Origin of the sequence: Halorhabdus salina, assembly GCF_013839425.1 — an archaeon.
GTDB classification, from domain to species: Archaea; Halobacteriota; Halobacteria; order Halobacteriales; family Haloarculaceae; genus Halorhabdus; species Halorhabdus salina.
Genome location: NZ_JACDNP010000001.1, coordinates 91,595 through 106,114, shown reverse-complemented (window position 1 = coordinate 106,114; position 14,520 = coordinate 91,595). Strand labels below are relative to the sequence as shown.

The 14,520-nt window shown below is 63.2% G+C and carries 13 protein-coding genes; 3 read left to right on the top strand and 10 right to left on the bottom strand.

Translation table 11 applies throughout. The features are described 5' to 3' along the window. Position 1 precedes the first annotated feature (1 nt). Entirely contained in the window at positions 2–1,045 is a 1,044-nt protein-coding gene (locus tag HZR20_RS00480) for a sulfite exporter TauE/SafE family protein (protein ID WP_181684635.1), read from the bottom strand. Between the two features lie 3 nt (positions 1,046–1,048). Next, positions 1,049–1,198 (bottom strand): DUF7512 family protein, encoded by a 150-nt coding sequence (locus tag HZR20_RS00475; RefSeq protein ID WP_181684634.1) that lies wholly within the window; start codon positions 1,196–1,198, stop codon positions 1,049–1,051. A 380-nt stretch (positions 1,199–1,578) separates the two neighbouring features. Between HZR20_RS00475 and HZR20_RS00470 the strand changes: the two genes are divergently transcribed. Together HZR20_RS00470 and HZR20_RS00465 are read left to right on the top strand one after the other, a co-directional pair. Further along, positions 1,579–2,418 (top strand): universal stress protein, encoded by an 840-nt coding sequence (locus HZR20_RS00470; RefSeq protein WP_181684633.1) that lies wholly within the window; start codon positions 1,579–1,581, stop codon positions 2,416–2,418. Positions 2,419–2,562: 144 nt separating this feature from the next. After that, positions 2,563–4,563 (top strand): PAS domain S-box protein, encoded by a 2,001-nt coding sequence (locus HZR20_RS00465; protein ID WP_181684632.1) that lies wholly within the window; start codon positions 2,563–2,565, stop codon positions 4,561–4,563. Positions 4,564–4,573: 10 nt separating this feature from the next. Here HZR20_RS00465 and HZR20_RS00460 read toward each other — a convergent pair whose 3' ends face one another. From HZR20_RS00460 to HZR20_RS00435, 6 genes are all read right to left on the bottom strand, one after another. After that, on the bottom strand, positions 4,574–5,746 hold the full coding sequence (locus HZR20_RS00460; RefSeq protein ID WP_181684631.1) for an inorganic phosphate transporter: 1,173 nt from the start codon (positions 5,744–5,746) through the stop codon (positions 4,574–4,576). Positions 5,747–5,773: 27 nt separating this feature from the next. Continuing rightward, positions 5,774–6,220 carry a YeeE/YedE family protein gene (locus tag HZR20_RS00455; protein ID WP_181684630.1) on the bottom strand — a complete coding sequence of 149 codons (447 nt, stop codon included), beginning with the start codon at positions 6,218–6,220 and terminating at the stop codon, positions 5,774–5,776. Next, entirely contained in the window at positions 6,220–6,711 is a 492-nt protein-coding gene (locus tag HZR20_RS00450) for a YeeE/YedE family protein (protein WP_181684629.1), read from the bottom strand. Before HZR20_RS00450 ends, HZR20_RS00455 begins: the two co-directional genes overlap by 1 nt. A 9-nt stretch (positions 6,712–6,720) precedes the next feature. Then, positions 6,721–7,914, bottom strand: a complete 1,194-nt coding sequence (locus HZR20_RS00445) for an MBL fold metallo-hydrolase (RefSeq protein ID WP_181684628.1) — start codon at positions 7,912–7,914, stop codon at positions 6,721–6,723. A gap of 254 nt (positions 7,915–8,168) precedes the next feature. Continuing rightward, positions 8,169–10,742: a heavy metal translocating P-type ATPase gene (locus HZR20_RS00440; protein ID WP_181684627.1), complete on the bottom strand. Its 2,574-nt coding sequence runs from the start codon at positions 10,740–10,742 to the stop codon at positions 8,169–8,171. A 137-nt stretch (positions 10,743–10,879) separates the two neighbouring features. Then, a complete protein-coding gene (locus HZR20_RS00435; RefSeq protein WP_181684626.1) occupies positions 10,880–11,473 on the bottom strand; it encodes an AsnC family transcriptional regulator in 594 nt (197 codons plus the stop codon). 112 nt (positions 11,474–11,585) lie between these two features. Between HZR20_RS00435 and HZR20_RS00430 the strand changes: the two genes are divergently transcribed. Next, positions 11,586–12,995, top strand: a complete 1,410-nt coding sequence (locus HZR20_RS00430; RefSeq protein ID WP_181684625.1) for a PQQ-dependent sugar dehydrogenase — start codon at positions 11,586–11,588, stop codon at positions 12,993–12,995. A 27-nt stretch (positions 12,996–13,022) separates the two neighbouring features. On the opposite strand, the gene HZR20_RS00425 is transcribed toward HZR20_RS00430, so the two are convergent. Both HZR20_RS00425 and HZR20_RS00420 read right to left on the bottom strand, forming a co-directional pair. Continuing rightward, positions 13,023–13,694 (bottom strand): hypothetical protein, encoded by a 672-nt coding sequence (locus HZR20_RS00425; RefSeq protein ID WP_181684624.1) that lies wholly within the window; start codon positions 13,692–13,694, stop codon positions 13,023–13,025. A gap of 174 nt (positions 13,695–13,868) precedes the next feature. Beyond that, complete coding sequence (locus HZR20_RS00420) at positions 13,869–14,462, bottom strand: DJ-1/PfpI family protein (RefSeq protein WP_181684623.1); 594 nt, start codon at positions 14,460–14,462, stop codon at positions 13,869–13,871. Positions 14,463–14,520: the final 58 nt, after the last annotated feature.

Genomic DNA, 14,520 nt, shown 5'->3' with positions numbered 1-14,520 from the left:
GTCAATCTGCCGGGGTGACGCCAGTGGACCGTGCGTCGTCCCGGATCGCTTGCACGGCACTGTAGATGACAGCGCCCCCGACGGCCAGCGCCGCGAGCATGATTAGCCCGAAACTGATCACCTGAAGTTCGTTGATCCCAGTTGCGTTGCCGAGTTGCCGGAGGGCGACTGCCACCGCACCGCCGAGCAACATCAGCCCGAAGTAGATCTTGATCTCGCTCTCGTCGACGAGGCTGGTCGCCGTCGAACCGATCCGCGCGCCGAGTGCGCTCCCGGCCAAAAGCGGCGCGACGATCGATAGGTCGACCCCGCCTTCCAGCCCGTAGAGGAACGAACCGAGGCCGCCCGAGAAGACGATCTCGAAGAGATCGGTCCCGACCGCGATCGGGACGGGAATGCCGATCAGGTAAAACATCGCGGGCATCCGAATGAATCCGCCGCCGACGCCCAGGAATCCCGACAGGAGCCCGGTCGCGAACGCGACGCCGAGAATCATCCACAGTGAGACCTTGATCCCGCCACTGATCGCCAGCATCGGCGGGACGTTGTAGGACTGGATTTGCTTCGCGATGTCCGGGATCGCGTCCGGGTCGATCTCGGCGTCGGGGTCGTGGTGATCGTTGTCGCCCTCGTCACCGTCATTGTCGTTTCTGATCGCATTGCGGGTGACGAACAGCCCGACGCCACCCAGAAGGACGACGTAGGTGACGCCGACCACCAGCCCAGCCAGTCCCTGGTCCTGGAGAAAGTACAGGCCGATCCGGCCGACTTCGATGCCGGCGGTGGTGCCGACGATCATCAGCCCGCCGAGTTTGTAGTCGACTTGACCGAGATCCCGGTGCTTGAGCGTCGCGATGATGGCCGTCCCGAAGACGAAGGCCATCCCGCTCCCGACGGCGGTAGTCGTCTCAAAGCCCATGATCATCAGCGCGGGCGTCACGAGGAACGACCCACCCATCCCGAAGAAGCCAAACAGGACGCCGACCATGAAGCCAAAGCCGACGAACAGGCCGATCATGCTCGCGGCGAATCCGAACAACTCCATGGATTAGAGCGTGCGAATGCGTTCGACGAGTGGTTCTCCGACGACATTCGACAGCGCTCCGTATCCCAGATAGAGGACGACCGCTTCGAGCAATACCACGCCCACGAGCGTGGCCGCCTGTATCATCTGGGCTCCCGATCCGAGTCCGATCATGTGTCTCTCCCTGCCGTCGATAGTAGTGTGTGGCTCATGGGTTCCTCTTCAATACCCCTTATTCCACGGGTGGGTAAAACGTTTTTGAACATATCGCACAATATTACAAACGCGTATCCGCCACGTAACCGACGCGAATATTCACAAAACCTATCCAAATATAGCCTTGCGCGCCCCATTCGCTATCGAACGCCGACGTCTGTTTTCGGACGAATAGCGCGTTTGGGGTGATTTTCTCCGCTTTTCGTTCCTCTGGGATTCGAGACAGTCTGTCGGTACTCGGTCGCTCTTCACAACGAATCCGTTTCGGGATTGTTCTCTCTCCAATATAGTATTGGCTAATCGAAGCAATATTATAATGTCGGCTGTTACGAATCAGTATGCGAGCCGTCTACGCGACAGACCTCTCGAAAGCGAGTGAGGCCACCATCGCCAACGAGACGTGCCTGGAGTGTCTCGATCGGATCGGTATCGAGGAGTTTCACCTCGTAACGGTCGTCCCGTCGAACGTCCACTCCGGGATGCCAGGGATGAACTTCGAGGAGCGTCGCCGGCAGGCCCTCGATCGCTATCGGGAGACCTTCGAAACCGCGGGATTCGGCGTCGAGATGCACGTCGTCCGCGGGACGCCCCATCGCCGGATCAACGGGATCGCGGAGTCAGTTGGTGCGAGTCTCTCGATCGTCGGCTCTCGGGGCTCGAGTCCGCTGGAGAACCGTTTCATCGGGTCGACGGCTCGGAATCTCGCGCGAACGTCGGTGACGCCGCTGCTCGTCAACCGGATCCAGCGGGCGACCGACGACCCGGACGTTCTCCAGGAGCACCTCTTTCAGCGGCTGCTCTATGCGACTGATTTCTCCGAGAACGCTCAGGAAGCCTTCGAGGCGTTTTCGTACCTCCGGCACGCGACCGAAGAGGCGACGCTGGTCCACGTCCGGACGCCGGCTGATCCCGATGTCGATGAGGAACCCCGCCAACGCCTCGACGAACTCGCGGATCAACTCGAGGAGTGGGACATCGAGACGCGTATCAACGTCCGGCAGGGCGATCCCGTCGAGGAAATCCTGGCAGCGGAAGACGATCACGATCCGAGCACGACGCTGGTCGGGTCGCGGGGCCACAGTCGTCTCCGGCGCCTACTCCTGGGCAGCGTCTCCGAGGATATCGTCGCTAGAGCCGACGGCAACGTGATGCTCGTTCCGCCAAAGCGGGTTGCTTGAATCGTTTCCCTGGCGTGGTCCGTTTCGGAACGGCAAATCGGGGATGGCGATCGACGACGAGTTTTGCCATCGGTCGATCCCGGCCACATGGCCTTTCGATGGGGCGGCCGAACTGTTTAACTGCGGTCGGTGGGAGAATCCACCATGGACGAGACGATCCGCGTCCTGTACGTCGGGGGCGAAGCGGACGCGGCCACGTCTGTGGTGACTTCCTTGGCGGGCGAAGACGACAGACTCGCTGTCGAGAGCGTCGTCGGAGCGAAATCGGGCCAGAAATCCCTGGCAGCCGGGGGATTCGAGTGTGTCGTTTCGGCGTTCGATCTGCCCGACACGACTGGGGTTTCCTTCCTCGAGACCGTCCGTGAGCGCTATCCGGAGCTTCCCTTCGTGCTGTTCACAGCCGTGGAATCGCCAGTCGTTGCCAGCGATGCAATCTCAGCGGGCGTGACTGAGTACGTGTTGCGCGAGGAACGGCCAGCACCATTTGGCAGGCTTGCAACGCATATCGTCGACGCTGTCACGGATGTTCGAGACCGCCGCGACAGCAGGTTTGACACGCAGACATCGCCAGGCCCCGAAACGATGGCTCAATCTTCGGCCCAACTGGCTACGCGTCTGCGGGAACTCGAGCGCGTCGAGGCTCGTTTCGAGGCACTGACCCAGCAAACGAAACTTGGCGTGCTGACGATCGACGAGGACAGTGTCATTCAGTACGCTAACAAGGGGATTGCGGATCTGTTTGGCTACGAACCCGCGGAACTGGTGGGTGAGTCACTGTTCAAAATCATGCCCGAACGGTTCCACGATGATCATATGGCGGCCGTCTCTCACTATCTCGATGCCGGGCAGCGACAATTCGACTGGGACTGGATCGAACTTCCGGGTCGGCATCGTGACGGGACTGAGATTCCGCTGGGGATTTCCTTCGGGGAGACCACGATCGACGGCGAGCATCGATTTACCGGGATCATTCGTGATATCTCTGAACGCAAACGACAGGAGCGAAAGCAACAGGACACACTCGATACCCTCCAGCGACTGTACGACGTCACGACCGATTCCGACCGATCGTTCGAGGAAAAAATCGAGCGACTGCTTGAGTTGGGCTGTGAGCGACTCGACGTTCCGTACGGGTTTCTCTCCCGGATCGAAACGGGAGCGGATGGCGACCCGGAGGCCGGAACTCAGCGAATCGTCCACGCCCATGGCGATCACGAACTGCTCCAACCGGGCGAGACGTGCCCGCTCTCTGAGGCCTACTGTCGCAAGACGATCCAGGCCGACGAGCTGTTGGTAATCGCCGACGCTGTCGCGGCCGGCTGGGAGGGTGATCCTGCATACGACGTATTCGATCTGGGGAGTTACGTCGGCGGGAAAGTCGTCGCTAACGGCGAACTGTACGGCACGCTCTGCTTTGCCTCGACCGATCCACGCGGCGAGTCCTTTTCTGACACCGAGAAGACCATCGTTCGATTGATGAGCGAGTGGGTGAGCTACGAACTCGAGCACGGGCTGGTCACGACCGAACTACAACGCCAGAACGAGCGGCTCGACGAGTTCGCGAGCGTCCTCGCTCACGACCTGCGGAATCCGTTGAATGTGGCGGTCGGTCGCCTGGATCACCTCCGATCAGCGCACGATAGCGAGCACCTCGAGACCGTCGCAGACGCCCTCGATCGGATGGATGCCATGATCGATGACGTGCTAACGCTCGCCCAGGGCGGTCGGACGGTCACCGATACGACGGCAGTGGCACTCTCGACGATTGCCGAGGAATCCTGGGAGACCGTCGAGACGGATCGCGCGTCGTTGCACGTCGATGGCGACGTGACGGTCCAGGCTGAGCAGAGTCGCCTCCAGCAGTTATTCGAGAACCTGTTCCGGAACGCGATCGAGCATGCCGGCACCGACGTTACGGTCACCGTCGGTGCCCTCGAGAACGGCTTTTTCGTTGCTGACGACGGGCCGGGAATTCCCACCGACGATCGGCAGACCGTCTTCGAGAGCGGCTACACGACCGCCGATGACGGGACGGGATTTGGCCTCGCGATCGTTCGGGAGATCGTCCAGGCCCACGACTGGACGATCACTGTCTCCGAGAGTGAAGCCGGCGGTGCCCGGTTCGAAATCATGACTGGTCGGTAACCCGCAGTCTTCATCCGCCTGGAAGCAGACTCCCAGCCCCGAACCCGAGTCCCAGCGACAGCGCGAGCGAGCCGATCCACGCGAGGACGGTCACCGCCAGCTTTCGCCGACTGACGTCGGCCCCGCCGACGGCCAGTCCGCTGCCGACGATGCCACTGACGATGATCTCGTTGAACGAGACCGGCACGCCGAGTAGGACCGCGATCTGGGCGATCAGGAACGCGGGGACGAGGGTGGCAATCGAGCGGCGTGGCCCCAGTGAGGCATATTCCTGTGAGAGAGCGGTGATCATCCGTGGGGCACCAGTCCAGGATCCGACGAGCATCCCGAGACCGCCGCCAAGTAGCAGTGCGAACGTCGGAACGACCGATTGTCCCGCAAAGAGCGGGAGCAGGGGACCGACTGCGAGTCCGACCTGACTCGCGCCGGCCGAGAAGGCTACGAGTGACCCGAGCGCAAGCAAGAAGCGTCGGAGTCCACCGGTCAAATCCCGGCCGACGTCCCAGCGGACGAGGAGTGAACTCACGACGCTCGCGAGGGCAGTCATCAGCAAAATGGAAGTCCCGTCACTCATCGGTAGCAACCGCCCGCCGGAACCGGCGATCGTCCCGCCCGTCGTCTCTAGGAACGCGAACTCGAGGTTGACGACCACAGCCCCGACGAGGGCGGCGAGGATGGGCACACTCACGTCTTCGGGCACGTCGGGGCGCGGCAGCGTGCGGGCGATGGCGAACGCGACGGCACCGCCGGCGATGGGCGTGAGTAGCCATACGGCACCGACCTCGCGGTACTTCGCCCAGGCCGGATCGCCACCCAGGGCCAGCCCGACGCCGATCACTGCCCCCGTGACAGTGAAGGCGGTCGCGATCGGATACCCCGTCTTGATTCCGATCGCCATCAGTCCTGCACCGATCAGGAGGACGGCGATGACGCCCGTTGGTGGGAGGCTGACGCCGTCGACGAGCCCGCTCCCGACGGCTTCCGAGACGTTGCCGCCCTGCGTTACCGCGCCGAGAAAGCCCAGCACGCCCACGACGAGGGCCGCCCGGAGCGTCGAGATCGCGTTGGCACCGACCGCGGGAGCGAACGGTGTCGCACCGCTGGAACCGGCGCCGATGACCCACGCCATGAACAGACTCGCCACGCTCGCGACACCGAACAGGCCTATCGTCGCTGGATCCATGAAATGAGAGCGAAACGGAGACGCCGGTCAGTTGGTCAGCTCGCGCCAGACGCCCTGGAGGTACGCGCCGATGAACATCCCGGCGATGGCGAGCAAGATCGGCCAGTTGCCGATCCCCAGGCTCGCATAGCCCGAACCAGGACAGACACCCGAGATGCCCCAGCCGACGCCGAAGATAGCGCCACCGATCAGGACGTTTCGATCGAAGGATTTCAGCCGGCGCTCGTACGTGTCGCCGGTCAGCGGCGCACGCTCACGAAGCTGTGGCAGTACCGCAAAAGCCAGTCCGGAGACGGCTGCTGCACCGAACATCACGAACAGCAGGCCCAGATCGACCAGTTGCAGGAAATCCAGTACGACTTCCGGGCGGGCCATCTGACTGGCGGCGAGGCCGAACCCGAAGAGTAGTCCGCCCACCAGGATCACCGGCATGAACAGCGGGTGACGGCCGCCGTCGGTGGTCAATCCGGCCATTACGGACTCACCCCCAGTGCCAGCACGACCTGTGCCGTCGCGATGGCAACCGACAGGAAGGCCACGACGCCGATGATGGAGGTCTTCGAGCGCGACCCGACGCCACAGACGCCGTGCCCGGAGGTACACCCTTTCCCGATGCGGGTCCCGACACCGACGAGAATGCCGCCGGCCAGCAATCGCCACCACTGGACGTCAGTGGTCCAGACCGCTCCTTGCCAGATCACGGCATAGACGGCTGCGCCGAGGACGATTCCGATAGTGAAGACGATTCGCCAGTCACGGGAGGCGCGATACTGCTGGAAGCGCGCCCGATCGGAGACGTAGGTGAGCGTCGACTCGAGGAATGAACTCGCGCCGGGGGCGATGGCCGTCGCGGCGTAGATGACCGCGGTACCGAGCCCGACGAACAGGCCACCGACGGCATAGCGGGTAATTCCCTCGGGAAACAGCGTCTCGAATACCGCGAGCACGAACGGGTCTGGAAACATGTCGATCGATCAGTCCCCGGCGAGTGATTCCTGGCTGGCCGCGCAGTTGTTCGGGCCCAGTTCGAGTGTGAACGCTTCCTCATCGTCGATCGGGTTCTGGCCGAGGTTGGTCGCGATAATGTCCTCGTAGTTGGCCGGCCGGGGTGGCATGTCCGCAAGGACCACCTGCACGAAGTCGGCCTCGTTCATCGAGAGGGCGTCCATCTCCTCCCCCAGTTCGCCCAGTGGTGCCGTATACGTGCCGTCGGCTGCGGGCTCGGCAGCCTCGCTGGTGTGCCCGCCAGCGATCAGCACCTCCGCAGGGAGGGACAGAATCCGCTCTTGCAGCGTCTCGTAGAGCTGTTTGGCTGCGTCTTCGGCCCCTTCGTCACCTGCTTCCAGGTCAGGGCGGGCGACACTCTCGACGAACAGGCCGTCGCCGGTCGCGAGCAGACTCTCGCCGACGAGGTAGGACGTCATCCCGGTCGTGTGTCCCGGCGTATGGATCGCTTCGATCTCGACGCTGCCGACGGTGAAGACATCGCCGTTTTCCCCGGCGGTCAGCTCCTCGGCGTCCTCGACGCCGCGGTCGATCGCTGGGGCAGGAAGGACGGCCTCGACGCCCGCCTCGGCGAGCGTACGGATCCCCGAGACGTGGTCGGCGTGGACGTGCGTGTCCAGTGCGTAGACGAGGTCGGCTCCGTGGGCCTCGGCATCGTCGAGATAGCGGTCGGTGAACGCTCGCAGTGGATCGATCACCGCCGCCTCGTTGCCGTCGACGACGAGATACCCCAGACAGCCACTGGAGGGGCGCTGGTACTGAAAGACGGTTCCTGGCCCGTCGTAGCCCTGTACTTCGACGGCCTCGTAGATCGACGCCCAGCCGTTCATCCCCTCGGTCACGTTTTCGGCGTCGTAGCCTTTCTCGCTCAACACGCCAGCGATATACTCGCTGGCTTCACCCTTCGCACAGACGACAGTGATCTGTTCGTCCTCGGGGAGCGAGGCGAAGATGTCGTCGCCGATGTCGTCGTCGAGAAACTCGTAGTACGGCACGTTGATCGTCTCGACGGACTCGCCGTCGATGTGCCACGCCTCGTATTCGCTGCCCATCCGGACGTCGAGAATGGTGACGGCATCCCCGGCGTCGATTCGGGCTTTCAGCGTCGCAGGCTCGATCGTCTCGGGTGTCACGTCCGGTTCTGGGAAGTCAACGTCGGCCATGGATGTCGAATTGGGATATCAGCCGCGCCCACAAAAGGGTTTTCAAAGTATTGCAAATCTTTTACAATATTGTCCGAAACCCTCTCGCTATTATAGCCGTCAATTCGTCGCTGTGGCGAGTATGTAGGATCAATCAATCTCCCTGTAATTTGGGGTCTTTACAAGTGAGCACAACAGAAGTCGTCTCGAAAACGATGGGGTAGAATTGTACGAATTTAAAATACTGGTCGTGAACAGTGCCGGCTGCCCGGGGTTCAGCGGCCGAACAGTCCCAGTAGCTTGTAGTCAGTTTTGGGGTCGTACCGCCGGAAGAGGAGGCTGTTGGTCAACACCGAGACGCTGGAGATCGCCATCGCAACGGCCGCAAGCACCGGCTGGAGCAGTCCGATCGACGCCAGTGGGATCATCGCCGTGTTGTATCCCAGTGCCCAGAAGAGGTTCTGCTTGATCTTCGAGAGTGTCCCTTCGGAAATCCGGACCGTTTTGAGGACGTCAAGCGGGTCAGAGCGCATCAGCGTCACGTCGGCAGCCTCGATGGCGACGTCGGTACCCGATCCGATGGCCGTGCCGACGAACGCCGCCGCCAGTGCCGGAGCGTCGTTGACGCCGTCGCCGACCATCATCGCGCGCCGGCCCTCGGCCTGGATATCCTCGATGGCATCGGCCTTCCCGTCGGGCAGGACCGCTGCTTTGACGTTCGCCGGATCGATCCCGACCTGATCGGCGACGGCGCGTGCGGTACGTTCGTTGTCGCCGGTGATCATCCAGACGTCAGTGCCACGATCCCGGAGCGCAGCGACTGCCTCGGCTGCCGAGTCTTTTACCGTGTCCGCGTCGGCGACGATGCCGACCAACCGCCCGTCGACAGCGACTAGCATGGCCGTCTTGCCGGCCGATTCGAGTCGCTCCATGGATTCGGCGGCCGGTTCGGGATCGATCCCGTTGTCGGCCATGAGCTTGCGGTTGCCGACCAGCACCTCGCCGTGGTCGGTTTCGGCCCGAACACCGTGGCCGGGTACGTTCTCGAAGTCGTCGGGCTCCGTGGGGTCGAGTCCCCGTTCGCGGGCACCGGCGACGATCGCTTTTGCGAGTGGGTGTTCACTCCCTCGCTCGGCGCTGGCGGCGGCTTCCAGGACGAACTCCTCGGTCACCTCGGACTCGGCTGCAAGTGCGCCGCCGTCCGCCGCGGCCCGGTCCGCCTCTGGGAGAGCGGTCACATCGGTGAGTTCCATCTCGCCTTCGGTCAGCGTCCCCGTCTTGTCGAAGACAACGGTGTCGACGTCCCGGACACGTTCGAGCACGTCCCCGCCCTTGAACAGGACGCCGTTTTGCGCGCCGATCGTCGTGCCGACCATTGTCGCTGCGGGCGTCGCCAACCCGAGCGCACAGGGACAGGCGATCAGCACAGCCGAGGCGAAGACGACGACGGCGAACTCACCGACGCCGACCGCACCCGGGCCACCGGCGGCCAGTCCCCACAGCGGCAGCGCGTCGACGAACCCGGCCAGTACGTCGGGGAACAGGAACCACAGCAGCCCCCACAGCACGGCGTTGGCGATGACGGCAGGGACGAAGACGGCACTGATCCGGTCGGCGACGTTCTGGATCTCGGGCTGGCGGGACTGGGCCTCCTTGACGCGCGTGACGATCTGCTGGATCGCCGTCTCCTCGCCGACCCTGGTCGCCTCGATTTCGAGGACGCCGTTCTCGTTGACTGTCGACCCGATCACCTCGGCGCCGTCGCTCTTCTCGACGGGGACGGACTCGCCGGTGACCATCGACTCGTCGACCGCACTCGAGCCCTCGACGACGACGCCGTCGGTCGGGATTTTCTCGCCGGGTCGGACCTTCAATCGGTCGCCGACCGCGACGTCTTCGAGCGCGATTTCTGCTTCCGTTCCGTCATCGCGGATCACAGTCGCGGTGTCAGCCTCCAGTTCGAGCAGCTCGCGTATCGCGTCGCTCGCCTGGCCCTTCGAACGGGCTTCGAGGTAGTTCCCGAGTGTGATGAACACGAGGATCAGCGCCGCGGTGTCGAAGTAGTAGCCGCTGCCAGGGAACCCGAGCAGGCGGGCGACACTGTAGACGTACGCGGTCGAAGAGCCCAGCGCAATCAGCACGTCCATGTTCGCGGTCCGGTTGTTGACCAGGGCGTTGTACGAGTTCTCGTAGAATTCCCGCCCCAGCAGTACCTGGACGGGCGTCGCCAGCGCGAACGCGATCCAGGGCGTCCCGACCGGGCCGACCGACTCCGGCAGGATTCCGAGCGCGAAGACGTGATCGACGAGCATGACGAGCAGCGGGACCGACAGTCCCGCACCCAGTAGCGTCAGCCGGCGGAGTCGCCGGATCTCCGCGGTCCTGGCGAGGTCCTGCCGCTCCTGGTCGGAGACACTTTCGTCGTCACTCTCCTCGATCGGCGTGTACCCGGCGGCCTCGATGGCGTCGTAGAGGTCGGCCAGTGAGGCATCGGCCGGGTTGTATTTGACCTGGGCTTCGTCGGTCGCGTAGTTGACGTCGGCCTCGATCACGCCGGGCGTGTCTTCGAGTGACGTCTCGTTGGCTTCGGCACAGTTCGCACACGACATGTCCGTGATGCCGATCGTGATCGTCTCTTCGGCCGCCCCGTAGCCGGCGTCGGTGATGGCGTCGTAAATGTCACCCAGCGACGTCTCCTCGGCGTCGTAGGTGACGGTCCCCTCCTCGGTGGCGAAGTTGGCGTCGACCGACGCGACGCCAGCGAGTTCACCGACCCGTTCCTCGACGGTGCCGGCACAATTGGCACAACTCAACCCCGTCAGTTCGAGTCTGGCCGTCCGTTCACTCATGTGGTCTTTACTATGGCCTCCATGTTCATGCGGATTGCCCCTTCGAAAATGCGAATCAACTCTCGGTTGGGATTGGAATGCGAAGATATCTGGTGCCGATATTTTGGACTATCGGCCCGCGCGAGACGGGTGGTCCGTCAGCCGGAAGCGCCTTCGGCCAGTTCTTCGTAGCGATTGACGAACGTGTCCTCACACGAGGGACAGCAGAAGTGATAGACGTCACCGCCGAGTGTCGCAGTCTCCCCTTCGCTGGTCACCGTGTTGCCACACTCGGCACAGGCTGGTGCCAGTTCCCCCGTGCCGAGCTGGGGCGTCCACTGACTGTCGGCGAGCATCTGGACGTCAATGGCCTCCAGGGCCGTTAGATCGAGTTGCTCGCCGAGGAATTCCCGGACGTTGCGACGATCGACGTGGGCGACAACCAGCACTGTCCCGTCGGCCGTCTGGAAGACGTGCTCGACAGCCGATGCTTCCGCCAGGCTCCCCGAGACCTCGGTCGCATCGGGTCTGGGCGTCAACTCGATCAGTACCGGTGTCCCTTCCCGGAGCATCGAGCGGTCGACGTCGAGGGTGAACCGGTCGATGAGGCCGATCTCCTGGAGGCGCTCAACCCGATCGGAGACGGCCGGTGCTGACAGGTCGACCGTCTCGGCAATGTCGCTGTAGGGCCGTCGTGCGTCTTCGAGCAACAGACGCAGGATCTCTCGATCAGTGTCGTCGAGTCCACGCATGGCTGTCTCTGGGCGGCCCGCGTCTATACGTGTTTGGCTGTGTTCCGGGTCGGTTGCGGTCGGTGTCGCTCCCGGCCGAACGCTTACCCTTGCTCGACCCGATCCGGATGGTATGAAGTCACGTCCCACTCGGCGAGCGATACTTGCGTCGGGGGCCGTCACATTCGCTTCCGGGCTGGCCGGTTGTATTGGGCAACCGGAAACGACCGGAGAGTCGCCGCGCTCCTCGCCATCCGAATCGACCCAATCGGACGTGGCCAGCCAGACGACAGCAACGACGCCGACGACGGAAACTGCCGCCGAGGGTCTGCCGTCGTCTGTTGGCGTCGAACTGGTGGGAGAGGGGTTCACGGCACCGATCGGTGTCGAGTTCCTGCCCGACGGGACGGCGCTGGTCGCAGATCAGGCGGGGACAGTCCAGGCACTCACGGACAGTGAGGCGGGACAGCAACCAGTGCTGGACGTCCGCAACAGGATGGTCTCGCTGTCGGGCTACGAGGAACGGGGGCTGCTCGGTATTGCCGTCCACCCGGAGTATCCCGACGATCCACGTCTGTTTGTGCGATACAGTGCGCCGCCACGCGAGGGAACGCCGGACAGCTACTCACATACGTTCGTGCTGGCGTCGTTCATATTGGATTCAGAGACGCTGGTGGCTGATCCTGACAGCGAACGGGCGATTCTGGAGATCCCCGAACCGCAGGGCAATCACAACGCTGGCGCGATCGCCTTCGGTCCTGACGGGCACCTCTACGTCGGTGTCGGCGACGGTGGCGGTGGTAATGACGTCGGCACCGGCCACGTCGCCGACTGGTACGACGAAAACACCGGCGGGAACGGGCAGGACGTGACCGAGAATCTCCTGGGGAGCATTCTCCGGATCGACGTGACTGACACCGGCGAGGAACCGTACGCTGTCCCCGAGGACAACCCGCTCGTCGGCCGCGGGGGCCTGGACGAGCACTTCGCCTGGGGCTTGCGGAACCCGTGGGGCATGTCGTTTCACGACGGCGACCTCTTCGCGGCCGATGTCGGCCAGAACCGCTTCGAAGAAATCAACCACGTCCGGAAGGGCGGCAACTACGGGTGGAACGTCCGGGAAGGCCGACACTGCTTCAGTACCGGGTCCCCAGGTTCGTCGCCCGACGCCTGCCCGACTGAAACACCGGATGGCGATCCACTGATCGATCCCGTGATCGAGTATCCTCATAGCGGCCAGCCGGTCAGCGGCGTCGCGGTCGTCGGCGGGTACGTCTACGCCGGGGAGGCGATCCCCGGCCTTCAGGATCGATACGTCTTCGCCGACTGGCAGGCCGATGGGAAACTCTTCGTCGGGACGCCGACCGACGGGAAGCCCTGGCGGACCGACGTACTCCCGGTGGAGGACGAGTTCGGATCGATGGTGCTCGGCTTCGGTCGCGATCCAGCCGGCGAGGTGTACGTCTGTACGACCGGGGAGGCACAGGTGACGGGGACGACGGGTGCGGTGTATCGGCTCACGTCAGCGTCGGGCAGTTCATGACCGAACACACGTACTGTGTTTTCCCCGTCAGACGACAAGCCTAAGCCGCCGCCAAATGACGGCCACGAGTATCGGAGCGGCCGTTCCCACGGCGAGAGCGGGTCCGAGCGTCAGCACCTCTCGGAACGTCGGAAACGCGCCGTGGCTGTTGAACGATCCGATCCGCAGGCCGACGAGAAGTGTCAGCAGGTAAGCCACGGCTGTCACCACGGAGAGACCAACGACCCCAACGGTCGTGTGGAGGAACATTCGGTTTCCGTCGACGAGACGATCGTACACGATCGGGACGACGATCACGAGCAAGACGAACAGTCCCAGAGCCATCGTGGGAGTGACCCTCGCATCAACAGCCCCTGCTAATGAGAGGACCCCGAGGGGGAACGCGAGCGCGTACGGTCGCTCAGCCGGCTTTGCATCCACAAGCCCGGCGATCACCACCGTTCCGATCGGTACCAAAACGAAGGCTACCGGTCCGACGACAGCTGCCAGTAGTCCCACCCCCACGGCGACGGCGAACACGCGACTGACCGCCGTTCGAACGGACGACGGTTTCGGAATATAACACGTATAAAGCGTTGGAGTGGTGATGGCGGTAGCCAGATAAATCACCGGCCGCGTGTGAGTGAACGGGTTTTCGGTCCAGGCTATTATCTCTAGTAGCCCGTATGAGGGATTGCCACTAAGGTACCGCAGCAGCATGTTGAGCACGATTCCTGTCGGGACAGCGATCGCGAACGCGAAAAGAAACTGCCGAGAAGTACCGGAATTGCGTCCCAGGCCTCGAACAGTCATTAGTCCGAACGTTCTGCCTGTCCGTTGTAGTCTTTCTGGAGCAGCGACGTACGACTGTCTCCACTGATCGGCCCGCGCTAGTTAATCGTCCGCCGTCGCGACGGCCCCGTGTTCGATGTCCGTCCCCAGTAAATCGAGGAATTCCGCCAACCACTCGGGGTGATCCGGCCAGGCCTGGCCCGTCACCAGGTTTCGGTCGCGGGTCACACCGTCGACCCACGAACAGCCGGCGGCCTCGACTTCCGCCTGCACCGCGGGATAGGCAGTCATCTCGTACCCCTCTAGGACGCCAGCCGCCGCCAGGATCTGCGGGCCGTGACAGATCGATGCGACGGGTTTGTCGGCCTCGAAGAAGTGCTGTACCGCCTCGATAACCTCGTCGTACCCCCGGAGATATTCAGGGGCCCGTCCGCCAGGGACGACCAAGCCGTCGTACTCGGCCGGCTCGACCTCGTTCATGGTCGCCGTGAGTTCGAAGTTGTGGCCCCGCTCTTCGAGATACGTCTGGTCGCCACGGAAGTCGTGGATCGCCGTCTTGATCGTCTCTCCCGCCTCCTTGTCCGGACAGACGGCGTCGACCTCGTGGCCGGCCATCTGTAAGGCCTGGAACGGTACCATGATCTCGTAGTCTTCGCCAAAATCCCCCACGATCATCAGCAGTCGTTTGCCATCCATGTGAATCACTGCGCGTGTTGCGCAGCTATCATAATGGTCGATAGTGAAATAAGTCTTT